General features: G+C 60.2%; 18 protein-coding genes. 9 read left to right on the top strand and 9 right to left on the bottom strand.

Features of this window, described 5'->3' with window-relative positions; translation table 11 throughout:
• Window positions 1-66 precede the first annotated feature (66 nt).
• The 4 genes from CXQ82_RS30570 to CXQ82_RS30585 are packed head-to-tail and all read left to right on the top strand — an operon-like array spanning window position 67 to window position 7,971.
• Window positions 67-2,010, top strand: coding sequence for a type VI secretion system Vgr family protein (locus CXQ82_RS30570; protein WP_101273616.1), 1,944 nt, complete (start codon window positions 67-69; stop codon window positions 2,008-2,010).
• Window positions 2,011-2,024: 14 nt separating this feature from the next.
• Complete coding sequence (locus tag CXQ82_RS30575; RefSeq protein WP_101273617.1) at window positions 2,025-2,459, top strand: DcrB-related protein; 435 nt, start codon at window positions 2,025-2,027, stop codon at window positions 2,457-2,459.
• Between the two features lie 12 nt (window positions 2,460-2,471).
• Window positions 2,472-6,824, top strand: coding sequence for an RHS repeat-associated core domain-containing protein (locus tag CXQ82_RS30580; protein ID WP_101273618.1), 4,353 nt, complete (start codon window positions 2,472-2,474; stop codon window positions 6,822-6,824).
• Window positions 6,817-7,971, top strand: a complete 1,155-nt coding sequence (locus CXQ82_RS30585) for an ankyrin repeat domain-containing protein (protein WP_101273619.1) — start codon at window positions 6,817-6,819, stop codon at window positions 7,969-7,971. The genes CXQ82_RS30580 and CXQ82_RS30585 overlap by 8 nt, the downstream gene beginning before the upstream one ends.
• 117 nt (window positions 7,972-8,088) lie before the next feature.
• On the opposite strand, the gene CXQ82_RS30590 is transcribed toward CXQ82_RS30585, so the two are convergent.
• From CXQ82_RS30590 to CXQ82_RS30600, 3 genes are all read right to left on the bottom strand, one after another.
• Window positions 8,089-8,364 carry an HU family DNA-binding protein gene (locus CXQ82_RS30590; protein ID WP_003213368.1) on the bottom strand — a complete coding sequence of 92 codons (276 nt, stop codon included), beginning with the start codon at window positions 8,362-8,364 and terminating at the stop codon, window positions 8,089-8,091.
• A gap of 191 nt (window positions 8,365-8,555) precedes the next feature.
• The gene (locus CXQ82_RS30595) at window positions 8,556-9,704 is read right to left on the bottom strand and encodes an NAD(P)/FAD-dependent oxidoreductase (protein WP_101273620.1); all 1,149 of its coding nucleotides are present in this window, start codon (window positions 9,702-9,704) and stop codon (window positions 8,556-8,558) included.
• 36 nt (window positions 9,705-9,740) lie between these two features.
• The gene (locus CXQ82_RS30600; RefSeq protein WP_101273621.1) at window positions 9,741-9,908 is read right to left on the bottom strand and encodes a rubredoxin; all 168 of its coding nucleotides are present in this window, start codon (window positions 9,906-9,908) and stop codon (window positions 9,741-9,743) included.
• A 195-nt stretch (window positions 9,909-10,103) separates the two neighbouring features.
• Here CXQ82_RS30600 and CXQ82_RS30605 point away from each other — a divergent pair, with 195 nt between their 5' ends.
• Window positions 10,104-10,667 carry a chorismate lyase gene (locus CXQ82_RS30605; RefSeq protein ID WP_101273622.1) on the top strand — a complete coding sequence of 188 codons (564 nt, stop codon included), beginning with the start codon at window positions 10,104-10,106 and terminating at the stop codon, window positions 10,665-10,667.
• On the top strand, window positions 10,667-11,557 hold the full coding sequence (gene ubiA, locus CXQ82_RS30610; RefSeq protein ID WP_101273623.1) for a 4-hydroxybenzoate octaprenyltransferase: 891 nt from the start codon (window positions 10,667-10,669) through the stop codon (window positions 11,555-11,557). The genes CXQ82_RS30605 and ubiA overlap by 1 nt, the downstream gene beginning before the upstream one ends.
• Before the next feature lie 118 nt (window positions 11,558-11,675).
• On the opposite strand, the gene CXQ82_RS30615 is transcribed toward ubiA, so the two are convergent.
• A complete protein-coding gene (locus tag CXQ82_RS30615; RefSeq protein WP_101273624.1) occupies window positions 11,676-12,053 on the bottom strand; it encodes a hypothetical protein in 378 nt (125 codons plus the stop codon).
• Window positions 12,054-12,208: 155 nt separating this feature from the next.
• Between CXQ82_RS30615 and phoB the strand changes: the two genes are divergently transcribed.
• From phoB to CXQ82_RS30630, 3 genes are all read left to right on the top strand, one after another.
• A complete protein-coding gene (gene phoB, locus CXQ82_RS30620) occupies window positions 12,209-12,898 on the top strand; it encodes a phosphate regulon transcriptional regulator PhoB (RefSeq protein ID WP_003176964.1) in 690 nt (229 codons plus the stop codon).
• A gap of 45 nt (window positions 12,899-12,943) precedes the next feature.
• On the top strand, window positions 12,944-14,266 hold the full coding sequence (gene phoR, locus CXQ82_RS30625) for a phosphate regulon sensor histidine kinase PhoR (RefSeq protein ID WP_101273625.1): 1,323 nt from the start codon (window positions 12,944-12,946) through the stop codon (window positions 14,264-14,266).
• Between the two features lie 269 nt (window positions 14,267-14,535).
• Window positions 14,536-15,876, top strand: coding sequence for a hemolysin family protein (locus CXQ82_RS30630; protein WP_101273626.1), 1,341 nt, complete (start codon window positions 14,536-14,538; stop codon window positions 15,874-15,876).
• Between the two features lie 3 nt (window positions 15,877-15,879).
• Here CXQ82_RS30630 and CXQ82_RS30635 read toward each other — a convergent pair whose 3' ends face one another.
• The 5 genes from CXQ82_RS30635 to phoU all read right to left on the bottom strand — a co-directional run bounded on the left by CXQ82_RS30635 (window position 15,880) and on the right by phoU (window position 19,264).
• Complete coding sequence (locus tag CXQ82_RS30635; protein WP_101273627.1) at window positions 15,880-16,551, bottom strand: M23 family metallopeptidase; 672 nt, start codon at window positions 16,549-16,551, stop codon at window positions 15,880-15,882.
• A 55-nt stretch (window positions 16,552-16,606) separates the two neighbouring features.
• Complete coding sequence (locus tag CXQ82_RS30640; protein WP_101273628.1) at window positions 16,607-16,906, bottom strand: helix-turn-helix domain-containing protein; 300 nt, start codon at window positions 16,904-16,906, stop codon at window positions 16,607-16,609.
• A gap of 4 nt (window positions 16,907-16,910) precedes the next feature.
• Entirely contained in the window at window positions 16,911-17,234 is a 324-nt protein-coding gene (locus tag CXQ82_RS30645) for a type II toxin-antitoxin system RelE/ParE family toxin (protein WP_101273629.1), read from the bottom strand.
• A gap of 187 nt (window positions 17,235-17,421) precedes the next feature.
• Window positions 17,422-18,333, bottom strand: coding sequence for a response regulator (locus CXQ82_RS30650; protein WP_101273630.1), 912 nt, complete (start codon window positions 18,331-18,333; stop codon window positions 17,422-17,424).
• A gap of 169 nt (window positions 18,334-18,502) precedes the next feature.
• Complete coding sequence (phoU, locus tag CXQ82_RS30655; protein ID WP_101273631.1) at window positions 18,503-19,264, bottom strand: phosphate signaling complex protein PhoU; 762 nt, start codon at window positions 19,262-19,264, stop codon at window positions 18,503-18,505.
• Between the last annotated feature and the right edge of the window lie 2 nt (window positions 19,265-19,266).

Below are 19,266 nucleotides of genomic sequence, written 5' to 3' on the forward strand. Positions count from 1 at the left end.
ACTGTGGAAGGGGGCTTGCCCCCTCCCACATTTGGACTGGGTTCCTTCAGTTATTAGGATATTTTGATGCTTTTTAACCAAGCCTCACGCCTGGCCAAAATCACCAGCCCCCTCGGGCCGGACGTGCTGCTGCTCAATCAAATGGGTGGCGGTGAAGAGTTGGGGCGGCTGTTCACCTATGAGCTGCAACTGACCTCGCTGGACGCCAACATCGACCTCAACCAGTTGCTCGGTAAGCCGATGAGCGTGGGCGTGCAACTGGCTGACGGTGGCGAGCGGCACTTTCACGGCATCGTCGCGCAGTGCAGCCAGAGCATCGACAAAGGCCAGTTCGCCAGTTATCAGGTGACGTTGCGCCCATGGCTGTGGCTGCTGAGCCGCACCTCGGATTGCCGGATTTTCCAGAACCTGAGCATCCCGCAGATCATCAAGCAGGTGTTTCGCGACCTCGGTTTCTCGGATTTCGAAGATGCCCTGAGCCGGCCGTACCGCGAGTGGGAGTACTGCGTGCAGTACCGCGAGACCAGCTTCGATTTCGTCAGCCGCTTGATGGAACAGGAAGGCATCTACTACTTCTTCCGCCACGAGCAGGACCGCCATGTGCTGGTACTGGCCGACGCCTACGGCGCCCACACCACGGTGCCGGGCTACGCGTCGATCCCGTATTACCCCAAGGACGAGCAGCAGCGCGAACGCGACCACATGCACAACTGGCACCTGGCGCAGCAAGTGCAACCAGGTTCGCTGGAACTCAACGACTACGACTTCCAGCGCCCCAGCGCCAGCATCGACGTGCGCTCGGCCATGCCGCGCCCGCACACCGCCGGCGACTACCCGCTGTACGACTACCCCGGCACCTACGTGCAAAGCGCCGACGGCGAACATTACGCGCGCACCCGCATCGAAGCCCTGCAAACCCTGCATGAGCAGATCGAGTTCAGCGGCAATGCGCGAGGCCTGGGCTCGGGCCATTTGTTCAGCCTTACCGGCTTCAGCCGCCAGGACCAGAACCGCGAATACCTGATCGTCGGCATTCGCTACTACATCACCCAGGAAAGCCTGGAAAGCGGCGGCGGTTCCGGTTCGGCACAGTTCGATAGCAGCCTCACCTGCATCGACGCCCAGCAAAGCTTCAGGCCGCTGGCCAGCACCTACCGACCCATCGTCAAAGGCCCGCAGACCGCACTGGTGGTGGGCCCCAAAGGCGAGGAAATCTGGACCGACCAATATGGCCGCGTGAAGGTGCATTTCTACTGGGACCGCCACGACCAATCCAACGAAAACAGCTCATGCTGGATTCGTGTGTCGCAATCCTGGGCCGGCAAGAACTGGGGGTCGATGCAGATCCCCCGCATCGGCCAGGAAGTGATTGTGAGCTTTCTGGAAGGCGACCCCGACCGGCCGATCATCACCGGGCGCGTCTACAACGCCGAGCAGACCGTACCTTACGACCTGCCGGAAAACGCCACCCAGAGCGGCATGAAAAGCCGCTCCAGCAAAGGCGGCACACCGGCCAACTTCAACGAAATCCGCATGGAGGACAAGAAGGGTCTGGAGCAGCTGTACATCCATGCCGAGCGTAACCAGGACATTGTGGTGGAGGTGGATGAAAGCCACTCGGTGGGGCATGACCGCAACAAGAGCATCGGCCATGACGAGGTCGTGACGATTGGCAATGACCGCGTGCGTGCGGTCAAGCATGACGACATGCTTATGGTCGGGCTTAGCAAGACCGACGCCATCAGCAAGAGCTACCTGATTGAAGTGGGAGAAAACTTGCGTTTGGTATGTGGCAAAAGCGTGCTCGAGCTCAATGCCAGCGGGCAGATCAATCTCACGGGCGTGCAGATCAATGTGTATTCCGAAGGCAGCTCCGAGATCAACACCGGCGGCAACCTGCATTTGAACATTGGTGGCAAGGGCGGCACCACGCCCATGGGCCAAGGGGTCAAGGGCCAAATCGACGCGGCCGTCAATTCCATGTTTCCCAAGCCACCTTCCGGCCAATAACGAGATTCTGTTTCATGACCTATCAACTCAATGAACTGCAATTCACGCTGCCCAGCGATGAAGTTCAGGATGCTTCCATCAATATCCTGAAGTTCGCCGCGCTGGGAACGTCGTTGATCGTCAGCCGTAGCCTTCTAGGTGAGGGTGAGACGCTGCAAAGTAACTTCGAAGAGCAACTGGCGAAGTTAGAGAAGCAGGTACAGGATTTGCGCTACCAACCGGCCCAGCCACTTCGCGTAGGTGCGGCGCAGGATATAGACGCCATCGAAGTGCATAACCAGTTCAGCAAGGGCACCGAGCGTATCTATCAATACCAGTTAGCGCTGGTGATACCCGGCACTCGGCAGATGCTTGCCTTAAGTTATGTCAAAGCCCAACCCCTGGGCGATGCTGAACGCGCCCATTGGGCAACCATCAAAAGCACCCTGCTGCTGAATCCCAAGTCTTGAAGCCCCTATTCCATGTCTGACGCACTCTGGGCGGCACGTCTAGGCGACGGCCTGCTACACACCTCGGCGATGGCCGACATCCTGGGCGGCGTGCTGGAAATTGCGGCCAACATCGCTATTACCGCCGTTGCCACTGCTGCGATTGTGGCCGCCACCGGGATTACGGTGGTAACCGGCGGGCTGGGCTGTTTTGTGCTGGGTGCAGTGGTGGGCATCATCGTCGGCATAGGCATGAGCAAGACGGGGGCAGACAAGGGACTGACAAAAGTTTGTGACTGGATAGGCAATGCGTTATTTCCGCCGGTGGTGATGGCAACCATCGCCACCGGCTCCCACAACACCTTCACCAACGGCATACCCTCTGCACGTGCCGCAGGCGCTATCGGCCCGGTGAGCTCACAACCCGCCGAAGGTGGCAGCCCCGAAGAAGCCAGTTACCTGGACATGGCCAAGGGGTTTTTCTCGCAGATGTGGCGCCCCACGGTAGCGGTGCCTGCGCCAGGTGCAGTGCCCAAACCACTGGATATCGTGATCTGCACCAAGCATCCGCCAATGCCGCCGCAGTTTATTGCCGAAGGCTCCAGCAAGGTCACGATCAACGGTCAGCCGGCCGCGCGTAGCGGCGACCGCAGCACTTGCGACGCGTCCATTGTCGAGTCGGGGATGATCTCCAGCAACGTGCGCATTGGTGGTAGCCCGGTGGTGGTCCGCGAGATTCGCAGCGGCAAGACGCCGGGGGTCGGGCTGGCGGTGACCGCGTTGTTGATGCTGCGCGGCGGTGGTTCGAAGTTCTTCAGCAAGCTGCCATGCATGGTGGTGGGCGGGCTGGTGTCGTGGGGCACCAGCCAGGTCACCAACGCCATTTCCTCTGCAGTGGTCGGCTCGCCCAACCCGGTGCATAGCGCGACGGGCGCGAAAGTACTGGATGGCGAGGACGACCTGGACTTCGCCCTGCCTGGTTTGCTGCCTATCGAGTGGCAGCGCTACTACAGCAGCCGAGACGAACGCCGAAATGGTCTGTTCGGCGCCAGCTGGAGCGTGATCTACGAAGTGTTTGTCGAGATTTGCGCACACCCCGACGGTGGCGAGCGACTGGTCTATACCGACGAGCAAGCGCGCCAGATCGATATGGGTGTGATCCCGCTGGGTGGTGCTGTGTTCAGCGCAGGTGAAGGCCTGAGCGTGCGGCGCAATACCAACGGCCAACTACTGATTGAAAGCGTTGATGGGCTCTATCGGCTGTTCGAGCCAACGCCCGGAACCCTCTCGCACTTGCGACTCAGCCAATTGGGGGATCGCAATGACAACCGCATTTTTCTCGACTATGACGCCCAGGGTCGGCTGAGCCAATTACGCGACACTTTCGATCATGTGCGCGTCGAACTGGGCTACAGCCAGCAATGGCCGGCGCGGGTCGAGCGAGTCGAGCGCGTGTACCCCGATCACAGTCGAGAAACCCTGGTCAGTTATGCCTACGACATTCGCGGCGACCTGGCCGAGGTTCGCGACGCCGCCGCAAACGTGCAACGTCGCTTCGCCTATGACGCTGGCCAGCGCATGGTCGAGCACCAACTCCCCGCAGGGCTGCGCTGCTACTACCAGTGGGAATGTGTGGAAGATAGCGAATGGCGCGTGGTGCGGCACTGGACCGACGAAGGTGACGAGTACCGGTTCGACTATGACCTGTCGGCCGGTGTGACCCGGATTACAGACGGCATGCAACGGGTCAGCACGCGCCGCTGGAACCCGCAGTACCAGATCACCAGTTACACCGATAATCTGGGAAAGACCTGGCAATTCGAGTGGAACGACGAGCGTCAGTTGCTCGGTGCAACTGATCCTCAAGGCGGTAAATGGCAGTTCGGCTACGATGAATCCGGCAACCTGTGCAGCACTCAGGATCCGTTGGGGCGTATCGAATCCACGCTGTGGCTGGAGCATTGGTCGCTGCCGTTGGTGGAGACCGATGCGGCAGGCCAAGCGTGGCAATATCAGTACGACCACCGGGGCAATTGCGTCAGTGAAATCGACCCGTTGGGGCATGTCACACGGTATCGCTACGATACGTTTGGCCAGGTGGTGGAGATCATCGACGCCACGGGTAAAAGCAAAACCCTGCGTTGGAATGAAACCGGACAGTTGATTCAGCATGTCGATTGTTCGGGGTATCCCACAGCATTTGAGTACGACCGCCAGGGCCACTTGCAAGTGGTCATCGACGCCTTGGGTGAACGCCAGCGTTATCAACACGACAGCCAGGGTCGCCTGCTGCTGACCGAAATGCCGGATGGCCGCATCGAGCAGTACCTGCGCGACACCAGCGGGCTGTTGATCGGCTACACCGATGCAGCTGGCCATACCACTCACTACCAATACGGTCGTCGCGGACAGGTGCGCCAGCGGGTCGACGCACATGGCCGGCAGATTGAATTCCGCTACGACGCCTATGGCCGGTTGCAGACACTGACCAATGAAAACGGCGAGAGCTATCGTTTTGCCTGGGACCAGAACGACCGCCTTGCGGAACAGCAGGACCTCGATGGGAGCGCCCGACGATATGCCTATGACGTTTTGGATCACGTGGCCGCCGTCGAATATGTGCCGTTGGATGACACGCCGTCTATCGAGCATCGCTTGGAGCGCGATGCCGTCGGCCGTTTGCGGCTGAAGCGAACCGATGATGGCTGCACCGAATACGCCTACGACCCGCTGGACCAACTCACCGCCGTCACCTTCACCGGTAATGACCAAACCACCCAGGCATTAGCCTTTGCCTACGATGCGCGCGGCCAACTGCTCACCGAACAAAGCGCCGCCGGCAGCCTGAACCACCACTACGACGAACTCGGCAACCTGATCCAGACACAGTTGCCCGACGGGCGCTGGCTCAATCGCCTGTACTACGGCAGCGGCCATCTGCACCAGATCAATCTCGACGGCCGTGTGATCAGCGACTTCGAGCGCGACCGCCTGCACCGTGAAGTCCTGCGCACCCAAGGCCAGATCACCACCCGTAGCGAGTACGACCGCAGTGGCCGCCTGCGCTCGCGAATCCGTCGCCCGAATGGCCAACCCACGCAACTGCCGGCAGCCCAGCAAAAACACTTCGACTACGACCCGGCCGACAATCTGATCGGCCGCTTGGAACGTGACCGCGATAATCATCGCGACCAGCGCCAACTGCTGCACTACGACGCCACAGGCCGAATCATCGCCAGCCAGGACAACCTCCAAGGCCAGCGGGAAACCTTCGCCTACGATGCTGCCGCCAACTTGCTGGATGGGCCGCCGGCCAGCGCAGGCCTGGTGGTGCATAACAAGCTGTTGACCTATCAGGACAAGCGCTACCGCTACGACGGTTTCGGTCGGATGATCGAAAAGCGCAGCGCCCTACGCGGCGTACAGCACTTTGCCTACGACGCAGAGCATCGCCTGATCGAGGTCCGCAGCCAGAAAGACGGGCGAGAAACGGTCGTGAAAATGACCTACGACCCGCTCGGCCGACGTATCGTCAAAACCGAGCACGACAGCCACGGCTATCCCTTGGGCGAAACCCGCTTCGACTGGGAAGGCTTGCGCCTGCTGCAGGAACATCGGCACAGCCAGACCAGCCTCTATATCTACGAAGAGGACGGCTACATACCACTGGCCCGGGTGGATGGAACGGGTGCACACCAGAGCGTGCGTTACTACCACAACGACCTCAATGGGCTACCGGAGCAACTGACCGAGGCCGACGGCCACACCGTCTGGCGAGCGCAGTATCAGGTGTGGGGGAACACGGCTGAAGAAGTGCGCGAAGCGTACTTTATCGAGGAGCAGAATTTACGCTTCCAGGGGCAGTATCTGGATCGGGAGATTGGGCTGCACTACAACACGTTTCGGTTTTATGATCCGGATGTGGGGCGGTTTACCACTCGAGACCCGATAGCGCTGGCGGGTGGCCTGAATCTTTACCAGTACTCACCGAATCCTATTGGCTGGATCGACCCACTTGGCTGGGAAACCTGCCGACTGTCTAAGGTCGATAAAGCGAAGATGGGGCCTAAACCCAAGGCGCACGAAATGACGAACCCGCATCGTCACCATATCGTGCGCGAAAAAGCGCCCAAGAATTGGACGGACAGTAATCGTCGCTACGTGGCACACGCCCAGGGCATCCTCAAAAAATTCGGTATCGGCCTGAATGATGACCCACGCAATTTTGTCTGGGCACCTAACGGTAGCGGAAACCATACAATTGCCGCATCGAGAAAGGTCTCGCAAACCCTGGCAGAAGCCCGTAAGGGTGGAAAGAGTAAGGTTATCGAGGCCCTGAACGCCATGGGCGAAAAAATGAGAAACGGTGAGTTTTTAGATGACTAGCCTGGAAAAAACCTACGAACACAACGCCCAACTCGTGCGGGAGATTTATGCTCATATTGAGACAGGAGATGTTGATTTCCTACGTGTTCAATTAGGCACCCACCCGCAACTATTGGATCCCCCCCGATTTGATCTGGTGAGCTATCCAGGCCTCTTGCATCACGCAGCAGCGAAGAACCAGCTTGCTGCGTGCCAACTGCTGGTTGAGTTGGGCATCGAAATCAACCAAACCACTGTAGGGTCTGGAAATACTACGGCGCTTGCGGCGGCAGCGCAAAATGGACATTTGGAGGTCATTCGCTGGCTATTGGAGGCCGGTGCTCAGGTCGACGGTTCACCTCTCTCGGTGGCTTCGCCCTTAATCACTGCCGTCACATTTGGAAAGGGTGAGGCGGTCGATCTGCTGCTTGATTACCACCCGGACATCAATCGACTTCACGCAAAACTCAACCGAACAGCTTTGGATATCGCTCGATCATGGGGTTTCCAGGAAATCGCCGAGCGTCTTCAAGTTAAGGGTGCAGTGTCTGCAATTGAAAACGGTGTTGATGAGCAAGCGGTTCCCGGCGCATCCATTGTCGAGTATGTCAGCAAGACTGCTGGTTGGGTGCTGCCTGAAAAAGTAACGCCCCAACCTGAAGGTACGGGTGTGAAATTTCGGGTCAGCTGTATCGCCGATAAAAACGACTTCAAACTTCTATTCACCCTTGGGTTGTATACCCAAACGCCACGAACCGAACTTTTCATCTGCTTGCCGGGCAATTGGCGATTGCCAAGGCAAGGCTTCGCAGTCGACAGCCCGTGGACATTCCCTCAAGGCATACTCACCGAACTATCAAAGCGAACGCTGGACGATGCGCCCGCAGCTGAAGGCGAAATCATATTGCGCTCAGACCCAGCCTTCAGCTCATTGGGCTGGCCAGCGGATATAGATGCACTGATTGTGGTAGACAAAATCTGGAATACCACACTTGAGACTGACATCGATCCTCGTGACGACTCCGTCAAACTCTACGTGTTGGTACCCCTGAAATTGACCAAAAAGGGACCGCCGGAAGGTGACACTCTGAACGCGCTTCTGGAGAGAAAACGTAGAGCCAGCTGGAAAAGCATTGCACTGACCTCGCCACTGCAAAGCTTGAGATAAAAAACATTTATTGATGAATCGTTAAAACGCTGATCAGCCCCCACAAAAAATGGGCACCCGACCCAGTCGGCGTGCCCATTTTTCCTACCACCCGCCTCCCTTCAGACGGTACCGCTATTACGGGTTGACGCTGTCTTTGAGCGACTTGCCCGGCTTGAACGCAACGGTGTTGCTGGCCTTGATTTTCACTGGCTCGCCGGTTTGCGGGTTTTTGCCGGTGCGGGCGCCGCGGTGGCGTTGCAGGAAGGTGCCGAAGCCAACCAGGGTGACGCTGTCTTTACGGTGCAGGGCGCCGGTGATTTCTTCGAGCACGGCGTTGAGGACGCGGTTGGCCTGTTCTTTGGTCAGGTCTGCTTTTTCAGCAATAGCGGCTGCGAGTTCTGGTTTACGCATAAGTGAAGCCTCTTTGACGGTTTTTTGTTGTTATGTCCGTGCTGCTCTCTAACGGAGCAGCGCCCAAGGCGCCGCAGGCTCTACTCTGCGGCAGACGGGAGTGAGGATGGCATGCCCTAGGACGCCGCGCCAGTCTCGCGGCGTCCTTTCTCGGGCCAAAAACAGGGTTATTCCGACAGAACGACCGGTATTTACGCCAGCAGCGGCGGAAGTTCTTTATTGAGGGCGAGTTTTTCCATCACGGCGGCGCCGGTCAGCGCGTAACCCAGCAAGCGGCCGCTGGCGTCGCGGCACAGGGCCTTGATGTCGGCGCCCTGGCCTTCGACACTCCACACACCTTCAGTACCGCGTGGCGGTGGCGACACCACCAACGGGCAGACCGGGGTCTTGACGGTGACCGGCATCGCGCCGTAGCTGACGGCCGTGGCATTGCCGGCCAGGGTCTGGGCCAGGGCGCGGGCGCAGCTCATCAGTGGCATCACGTACAGCAGGTTGAGGCCGTCGACTTCGGCGCAGTCGCCCAGCGCGTAGATATTCGCGTGGGAAGTCTTGAGGTGGCGGTCCACCATGACCCCACGGTTGGTCTGCAGGCCGGCAGCGGCCGCCAGGTCGACGCGCGGGCGAAGGCCGATGGCCGAGACCACCAGGTCGCAGTGCACCACCTCACCGTCCGACAAGTGTGCTTCAAGGCCGTCAGCGCTGCGCTGCAGGCGGTTGAGCACCGGGCCCAGGTGGAAACGCGCACCCAGGCCTTCCAGCCCGGCCTGCACGGCAGCTGCCGCCGCCGGGTGCAGCAGGGTTGGCATGACTTGCTCGCACGGGGCTACCAGGTCGATCTCATAGCCGCCCAGGATCAGGTCGTTGGCAAATTCGCAGCCGATCAGGCCAGCGCCCAGCAACAGCACACGGCGCTTGCCGGCAGCGGCGGCGCGAAAGCGTGCGTAGTCTTCGAGGTCGTTGATCGGAAAAACCAGCTCAGCCGCATCCCCCTCGACCGGTACGCGTACCGTCTCGGCGCCCCAGGCCAGGACCAAGTCACGGTAAGCCACCGCTTCCTCGCCGATCCACAGGCGCTTGTGGCCGGGGTCGATGCCGCTGACGCGGGTATGGGTGCGCACTTCGGCCTTGAGCTGCTCGGCCATGGCGCCGGGTTCAGCCATGCTCAGGCCATCGGCTTCCTTGTTCTTGCCAAAGCCGGTGGAGAGCATGGGCTTGGAGTAGGAACGCCCGTCGTCCGCGGTGATCAGCAGCAACGGGGTTTCGCTGTCGAGCTTGCGAAACTCGCGGGCCACGTTGTAACCGGCCAATCCTGTGCCGATGATCACGACAGGTGCGTTCATTCCTTTCTCCTTGTAGTACGTTTCTTAAATTTTGGATTAATCGATTTCGATCATTTCGAAATCCATTTTGCCTACGCCGCAGTCCGGGCATAGCCAGTCTTCCGGGACGTCTTCCCAACGGGTGCCAGGCAGAATTCCGTCATCCGGCCAGCCGTCTGCTTCGTTGTAAATCAGGCCACAGACAATACATTGCCACTTCTTCATTACTTGCTTCCTCAGGGTCCAGGCATCTTGGCCGGCGGTCGATAGACCAACGTTGCCACGCGGCTCAGGGCGTTTTGTACTGATCGGGGCCGGCAGATGCAAGCATGATCGACGCATGGGGCCGGTTCAGCCCGGCAAAAGATCAGGACGCCATGGTAAGCTCGCCGCCTCTTTTGCTGCCAATACTGACGCACCGTGCCGCACTCAATCGCCCTTCCCGATGCTTGCCAATGGCGGGTCCAGAGCCTTCTGCGCCCATTGCCCGCGCCCTTGACCCTCAATTGGCTGTTCGACGAAGGCTCGCTGACGCGCCGGCTCACGTGGCTGTCCAACGACGGCTTCAGCGTGACGCCGCTGTGCGAAGGCTGGCAACCGTTGCGCGAGGATGAATGCGCCGCATTGGGCCTGGCGCCGGCCAGCATCGGTTGGGTACGCGAGGTGTATTTGCGTGGGCACGGCCAACCGTGGGTGTTTGCCCGCAGCGTGGCGGCGCGCAGTGCGTTGCAGGGCGACGGCTTGCATATGGACGAATTGGGCAGCCGTTCGCTGGGCGAATTGCTGTTCTGCGATCACGCCTTCACCCGCCAGGCCATCGAAGTGTGCCATTACCCGCGCCAATGGCTGCCCACGGCGGACCAGGCCGACGGCCTGTGGGCGCGGCGCTCGCGCTTCGATCGCGGCGCGCTGAGCGTGCTGGTGGCGGAAATCTTCTTGCCCAGCTTCTGGCATGCCCTGCATGACCACCCGGAGAACTGCTGATGTACCAACGTCTGCTCAAGTCCCTGAACCGCCTGAACCCTAGGGCCTGGGATTTCATTCAGTTGACCCGCATGGACAAGCCCATCGGCATCTATCTGCTGCTGTGGCCGACGCTGTGGGCGCTGTGGATTGCCGGCAAGGGTTCGCCGTCTCTGATTAATATCGTGATTTTCGTACTGGGCGTGGTGCTGACCCGTGCCGGCGGCTGCGTGATCAATGACTGGGCTGACCGCAAGGTCGATGGCCATGTGAAGCGCACCGAGCAACGCCCGCTGGTCAGCGGCAAGATCAGCTCGAAAGAGGCACTGGTGTTTTTTGCCGTGCTGATGGGCATCAGTTTCCTGTTGGTGCTGCTGACCAACGCTAGCACTATCCTGCTGTCACTCGGCGGCCTGGCGCTGGCGGCAAGCTACCCGTTCATGAAGCGCTACACCTATTACCCGCAAGTGGTGCTGGGCGCCGCGTTTTCCTGGGGCATGCCGATGGCGTTCACCGCCGAAACCGGCAGCCTGCCTGCTGCGGCGTGGCTGCTGTATATCGCCAACCTGCTGTGGACGGTGGGTTACGACACCTATTACGCGATGACCGACCGTGACGACGACCTGAAGATCGGCGTTAAATCCACGGCCATCCTGTTTGGCGATGCCGACCGCGTGATCATTCTCACCCTGCAAGGCCTGGCACTGGTTTGCCTGTTGCTGGCGGGTGCAAGGTTTGAACTGGGCGGCTGGTTCCACTTGGGACTAGTGGCGGCGGCGGGCTGTTTTGCCTGGGAGTTCTGGTACACCCGCGACAAGGACCGCATGAAATGCTTCAAGGCGTTCCTGCATAACCACTGGGCAGGCTTGGCGATATTTTTGGGGATTGTGGCGGATTACGCGTTTCGTTGAAATCTTGTGGTGACTGTTCCGACGCCATCGGGGGCAAGCCCCCTCCCACACTTGAAAGGTGAACACATTCAAATGTGGGAGGGGGCTTGCCCCCGATGCTTTTAACGGCTGCCCGTGATCAAGGCTTGATCACATGCCACGCCCCGCCTTTGCCGTCACCGGTCTTGTCACCGGCTTTCTTGTCGTCCTTGTAGGTGTACACCGGCTTGCCTTTGTAGGCCCACTGGCTGGTTTGATCGTCACGGGTGATGACCGTCCAATCGCCGGTCGACTTGTCGGTGGAATCCGCCTTGAGCGGCGGCCAGTTGGTCGCGCACTGGTCCTTGCACGCGGATTTGCCGTCGCCATCCTTGTCGAAGGTGTAAAGGGTCAGCCCCTTGTGGTCCACCAGCAGACCGTCTTTGGTCATCGCGGGCTCTGCCGCAAATGCCAGGCCCGGCAGTGTCAGCGCTGCGGTTACCAGCAGGGCTTTCCAGGAAACAGTGCTGTAAGTCATCGGAACCTTCCTTTTGTGGTTGTCAGGATTCGGACCCAAAGCGTAGTTCACAGAGGCGCGAATTGCCCGAGCGACTAAATTACTGTCACACGACTGCAATAATTCCGTTATCTAATGCGGCGCAAGACAGTTAAATGACAAGAGGATTTTTGAGCATGGTTGGCAGGAGCATTCTGATTGTTGACGACGAAGCGCCCATCCGCGAGATGATCGCCGTTGCGTTGGAAATGGCCGGCTATGACTGCCTGGAGGCGGAAAACTCCCAGCAGGCCCATGCCATTATCGTTGACCGCAAGCCGGACCTGATCCTGCTGGACTGGATGCTGCCCGGCACCTCCGGCATCGAACTGGCCCGCCGCCTCAAGCGCGATGAGCTGACCGGGGACATCCCGATCATCATGCTCACCGCCAAGGGCGAAGAGGACAACAAGATCCAGGGCCTGGAAGTCGGCGCTGATGACTACATCACCAAACCCTTTTCCCCACGGGAACTGGTCGCACGCCTGAAGGCCGTGTTACGCCGCGCCGGGCCGACCGATGGCGAAGCGCCTATCGAAGTCGGTGGCCTGTTGCTGGACCCGATCAGCCACCGCGTGACCATCGACGGCAAGCCGGCCGAGATGGGCCCCACCGAATATCGCCTGCTGCAGTTCTTCATGACCCACCAGGAACGCGCCTACACCCGTGGCCAGTTGCTGGACCAGGTATGGGGCGGCAATGTGTATGTGGAAGAGCGCACCGTTGACGTGCATATCCGCCGCCTGCGCAAAGCCTTGGGCGATGCCTACGAGAATCTGGTACAAACCGTGCGCGGCACCGGCTATCGGTTTTCAACCAAAGGCTGAGCCATCCCTACCCTTCCTTAACAGCTGACAAGGACGCGTGTTTAAGTGAACCAGAACTGGCATGGCACCCTGATCCGCCACATGCTTTTGCTGATCACCGGCTGCCTGTTGGTCGGGCTGGTCAGCGGGTATTACGGCTGGAGCCTGGCCATCGGCATCGCCCTGTACCTGGGTTGGACCCTCAAGCAACTGCTGCGCCTGCATGAATGGCTGCGCCAGCATAAACCCGACGAAGCGCCACCCGATGGCTACGGCCTGTGGGGCGAGGTGTTCGACAGCATCTACCACCTGCAACGCCGCGACCAACGGGTGCGCGGGCGCCTGCAAGCGGTGATCGACCGGGTGCAGGAGTCCACCGCCGCGCTCAAGGATGCGGTGATCATGCTCGACAGCGACGGCAACCTGGAATGGTGGAACCGCGCAGCCGAGACCCTGCTGGGCCTCAAGACGCCCCAGGACAGCGGCCAGCCGGTGACCAACCTGGTGCGCCACCCGCGCTTCAAGGAGTACTTCGAGCAGGACAACTACGAAGAAGCCCTGGAAATCCCTTCGCCCACCAATGACCGCGTGCGCATCCAGCTGTACCTGACGCGCTACGGTAACAACGAACACCTGATGCTGGTGCGCGACGTCACCCGCATCCACCAGCTCGAGCAGATGCGCAAAGACTTCGTCGCCAACGTCTCCCACGAACTGCGCACGCCCTTGACGGTGATCTGCGGTTACCTGGAAACCCTGCTGGACAACGTTGACGAGATCAACCCGCGCTGGAGCCGTGCCCTGCAGCAGATGCAGCAGCAGGGCTCGCGCATGCAAACCCTGCTCAACGACTTGCTGTTGCTGGCCAAGCTGGAGGCCACCGACTACCCATCGGACAACCACCCGGTGGCCGTACAGAGCCTGTTGCAGACCATCAAGAATGACGCCCAGGCCCTTTCCGGCCAACGCGGGCAGCAGATCACCCTGGAAGCCGACCCGTCGGTGCTGCTCAAAGGCAGCGAAGGCGAATTGCGCAGCGCGTTTTCCAACCTGGTGTTCAATGCCGTGAAATACACCCAGGACAAGGGCAATATTCGCATCCGTTGGTGGGCCGACGAGCAAGGCGCGCACCTGAGCGTGCAGGACTCCGGCATCGGCATCGACGCCAAGCACCTACCACGTCTGACCGAACGCTTCTACCGCGTCGACTCCAGCCGTAACTCCAACACCGGCGGCACCGGGCTGGGCCTGGCCATCGTCAAGCATGTGCTGTTGCGCCACCGCGCCCGCCTGGAAATCAGCAGCGTGCTGGGCCATGGCAGCACCTTTACCTGCCATTTCCCGCCGGCGCAGGTGAGCCGTTCGCGGGCAATCGGTACGGACGAATAAACCGAACACCCCACCAAACCAAATGTGGGAGCGGGCTTGCTCGCGAAAGCGGTGGGTCAGCTATGAATGTGTTGACTGACCCACCGCATTCGGGAGCAAGCCCCCTCCCACATTGGATTTGCATCGTTTCCAAGAATACATTCCTTGCCCCACCCGGCAGCAAGCACTAGGCAAGCGCCCCGTCAGCCGCTACATTGGCCGACTTGCGCCTGCTTTTCAGGCCCACCTGCCACCCCTTATTGAACACACGGAACCTGCAAAACCCCATCATGGACCCTTCCCCTGGTATCACCCTCGCCACACTCTTTGCCGACTTCGGCATGATTCTTTTTGCACTGATCCTGGTACTGCTCAACGGTTTCTTCGTTGCTGCGGAATTCGCCATGGTCAAACTACGCTCCACCCGGGTCGAGGCCATCGCCCATACCAACGGCTGGCGCGGGCAGATCCTGCGCACCGTGCACAGCCAGCTCGACGCCTACCTGTCGGCCTGCCAGCTGGGTATCACCCTCGCCTCCCTGGGCCTGGGCTGGGTCGGTGAGCCGGCGTTTGCACACATCCTCGAGCCGCTGCTGGCCGCCGTGGGCGTCGAGTCGCCGGAAGTGATCAAGGGCGTGTCGTTCTTCGCCGCCTTCTTCGTGATCTCGTACCTGCACATCGTGGTCGGTGAGCTGGCGCCCAAATCCTGGGCGATCCGCAAACCCGAGCTGCTGTCGCTGTGGACGGCGGTGCCGCTGTACCTGTTCTACTGGGCCATGTACCCGGCGATCTACCTGCTCAACGCCAGCGCCAACGCGATCCTGCGTATCGCCGGCCAAGGCGAGCCTGGCCCGCACCACGAGCACCATTACAGCCGTGAAGAACTCAAGCTGATCCTGCACTCCAGCCGTGGCCAGGACCCGAGCGACCAAGGCATGCGCGTGCTGGCCTCGGCCGTGGAGATGGGCGAGTTGGAAGTGGTCGACTGGGCCAACTCCCGGGAAGACCTGGTAACCCTCGACTTCAACGCCCCGCTCAAGGAAATCCTCGCGCTGTTCCGCCGCCATAAGTTCAGCCGTTACCCGGTGTACGACGCGGTGCGCAATGAATTCGTGGGCCTGTTGCACATCAAGGACCTGCTGCTGGAACTGGCGGCCCTGGACCACATCCCCGAGTCGTTCAACCTGGCCGAACTGACCCGCCCGCTGGAGCGCGTGTCGCGGCATATGCCGCTATCGCAGCTGCTGGAGCAGTTCCGCAAAGGTGGCGCGCATTTCGCCCTGGTGGAAGAAGCCGACGGCAAGATCATCGGCTACCTGACCATGGAAGACGTGCTCGAAGTGCTGGTGGGCGACATCCAGGACGAACACCGCAAGGCCGAGCGCGGCATCCTCGCCTATCAGCCGGGCAAGCTGCTGGTGCGTGGTGACACGCCGCTGTTCAAGGTGGAACGCCTGCTGGGCGTCGACCTGGACCACATCGAAGCGGAAACCCTGGCTGGCTTGATCTACGACACCCTCAAGCGCGTGCCGGAAGAGGAAGAAGTGCTGGAAGTCGAAGGCCTGCGGATCATCATCAAGAAGATGAAAGGGCCAAAGATCGTGTTGGCCAAGGTCTTGTTGCTGGATTGACCCTCAATTGCCCAACGCAAAGTTGGGCAATACCCCCACGGGCTGGTTGAATTCATACGGAATCGATACCAGCCCGGCCGCGGTACTCTGCTGCACCACAAAGTGCAGATGCGGCCCGCTGCTGTTGCCGGTATTGCCCGACAGACCCAGCGGGCTCCCCACCGCCACACGCTGCCCGACCCTCACGTTGACCGAGCCTTGCTTGAGGTGCAGGTACACACCTTGGGTTCCGTCATCGTGCTGCACCCGCACGAAATTTCCCGACGCATCATTGCCACGCCCAATCTGTTCATTCTCGGTCTTGACCACCACCCCGCTACGCGCCGCAATGATCGGCGTGCCTTCGGGCATGGCGATATCCATGGCGTAGCGGCTCTTGGCATCGGTGTGGCTGAAGCTGCCGTTGGGCCCTTGGCTCAGGCGGAACGGCCCGCCGCGCCAGGGCAGCGGGTAGCGGTAGGCTTGCCGTGGATAACTAGCGGGCGGCCTTTGGAGCAGCGGTGGTCGTACCGGCTCGACCCTGCGCTCCTGGATCACGAACGCCTGGGCACCGGGGGTTTGCCGGTCGCTGAAAAACACCACGCCGTTGGCATCGGTGGATTTATAGAGGGTCATGGCCAGGGCCGAGGGGGCGATCGTGGCCAACATGCAGCACAGCAATAGGCGTAAAAGCATGACGCGAACCTGCCGGGATGACTGAACGGAAGGATAGCCAGGGATCATGACAGCCCTACGCTGGCAGCCCGTTGAAACAAATATCCACGTTCATCTGTGCAGCGGCCGACAAATTGACCAAGGCATCCAGCGAGAGCTTGTCGATCTTGCCAGTGAGGACGTCGTTAAGACGCGGCTGGCTGATGCCGAGTCGTTGTGCCGCCGCTTTTTGAGACAGCTCCCAGCTGCGGATGGTTTGGCACAGTTCCAGGAGCAACTTGGAGCGCAGGCGCATATTGGCGGCTTGTGGGGGTGTATCTTCCAGCGCATCCCAGACACTGCTGAAACGTTCACCGTAAACTTTTTGATTGGTCATGGGCTTACCCTAACTCCTGCAATCTGGCGCGAGCCAGTTCGATATCCCGCCCTTCGGTTTTCTGTGTGGTTTTGCGCAGCGCGTGCAGCACGTAAACAGCCTCAGGCCGATTGACCACATAGAACACTCGAAACGCTCCCGACTCCTCAGCGATGCGAATCTCACTAACGCCCCTGCCAATGGTTTTCATCGGCTTGCAATCAAAAGGCTGTTCGCCCTGTTGCAACAGATCCAACTGAAAACCGGCGGCCCTGCGGGCATCGAGTGGGAACGTCTTGAGATCCTTGAGCGAGCTTCCTAGAAACACCACATCCTTGTGCCTTGGCATTGGCTTCTCCTTTCCTGGAAAGAAAAAGCGTAATCGACGATTCAGCCAGGCACGGCGCAGCTTTGTTTCAAGGCATAGCAAGGGCTCGATAACGCTGAAGCGTTATCGAGAGACTATATCGAAACAGATATAAATCAAGCAGAGCATCGGGAATCAGACTGTCGGTCGATTCCCGATAGTCAGCCGATCACGCACCCGGCACAAAATGCTTCTGTGCCGTGCCGCGTGCGATCAGGCGGGAGATGTAGTCCAGCTTCTGCGCATCCTGGTCGATGAACCGGAAGGTCAGTTGCAGCCAGTCGCTGTCCGGCTTGGGCTCGAAGGCGACGACGGCGTGCAGGTAGCCGTTGAGGCGCGCAACTTCGGCGTTGTCGCCTTGCTCAAGGTCGAGCACGGCGCTTTCCAGTACCTGAGGCAGGACCTCGCCGCGACGCACCACCAACAGCGCCTCCTTGATGCTCAGCGCCTTGATCACGCATTGCTGGGTGCCGCTGGACAGGCGCAGCTGGCCCTGGCCACGACCGCCAGCCGGCGCGGCGGACGGGGCTTGTACCGCTGGGCTGTTGAGCAGGCCTTTGCTCGGCGCAGGCGCTGCAGCCGCCGCCACCGGGGCGGCACGCACGGCTTCAGGCTTGCCGCCGGTCAGGGCGCTGAGGGAGTCGTTGCCGAAGGCCGAGTTCATCTTGGTCGGCGCGCTGGCCACCAGGGCGTCGAGGCGGCCGATCTTGTGCAGGGCCTGCTTGACCTTGTTCAGCAACTGCTCGTTGGTGAACGGCTTGCTCACGTAGCCGGAAACCCCGGCCTGGATGGCCTGGACTACGTTTTCCTTGTCGCCACGGCTGGTCACCATCACGAACGGCATGGCCTTGAGGTGCGGTTGCTCACGGCACCAGGTCAGCAGCTCCAGGCCGGACATCTCCGGCATTTCCCAGTCGCACAGCACCAGGTCGAAGGTCTCGCGCATCAGGATGGCCTGGGCCTTTTTACCGTTCACCGCATCTTCAAGCTTGATCCCGGGGAAGTAGTTGCGCAGGCACTTCTTCACCAGGTCGCGGATAAACGAGGCGTCATCCACCACCAATACACTGACTTTACTCATCGACCCTTCATCCTATAAAAACCTTGGCACGCAGTACGCCTGACTGATGGCATTTTGCCAAAACTCTGCAGTCACGTTCGGACTTTATTGCACCCGATACGCAAAAAAATTCAGCAGCCACAAACAAAAACGCCCGGCCTGAGGCCGGGCGTTAATTTCTCGGGCAATCTTACTTATCGTCAGGTTTGCCTGGAACATTAGGGATTTGGTCGGCGGAGCCTTCAACTTCGGCTTTCATGCGCTTGAGGCCCATGTGCCGCACGTCGGTACCGCGAACCAGGTAGATCACCAGTTCCGAGATATTGCGCGCGTGGTCGCCGATGCGCTCCAGGGAACGCAGCACCCAGATAATGCTCAAGACCCGCGAGATAGAGCGCGGGTCTTCCATCATGTAGGTGGCCAGCTCACGCAGGGCAGTCTTGTATTCGCGGTCGATAACCTTGTCGTACTGCGCCACCGACAGGGCCAGTTCGGCATCGAAGCGGGCAAAGGCATCGAGGGCATCGCGCACCATGTTGCGCACCTGGTCGCCGATGTGGCGCACTTCCACGTAACCGCGCGGCGCTTCGCCTTCTTCGCACAGCTGGATGGCGCGGCGGGCGATCTTGGTGGCTTCGTCGCCGATGCGCTCGAGGTCGATCACCGACTTGGAAATGCTGATGATCAAACGCAGGTCGGAGGCCGCCGGCTGGCGACGGGCGAGAATGCGCAGGCATTCTTCGTCGATATTGCGTTCCATCTGATTGATCTGGTCATCGATCTCACGCACTTGCTGGGCCAGGCCCGAGTCGGCCTCGATCAGCGCAGTCACGGCGTCGTTGACTTGCTTCTCCACCAGCCCGCCCATCGCCAGGAGGTGGCTGCGCACTTCCTCAAGCTCGGCGTTGAACTGCGCGGAGATGTGGTGGGTAAGGCCTTCTTTGCTAATCATGT

Origin of the sequence: Pseudomonas sp. S09G 359, assembly GCF_002843605.1 — a bacterium.
Lineage (GTDB): Bacteria > Pseudomonadota > Gammaproteobacteria > Pseudomonadales > Pseudomonadaceae > Aquipseudomonas.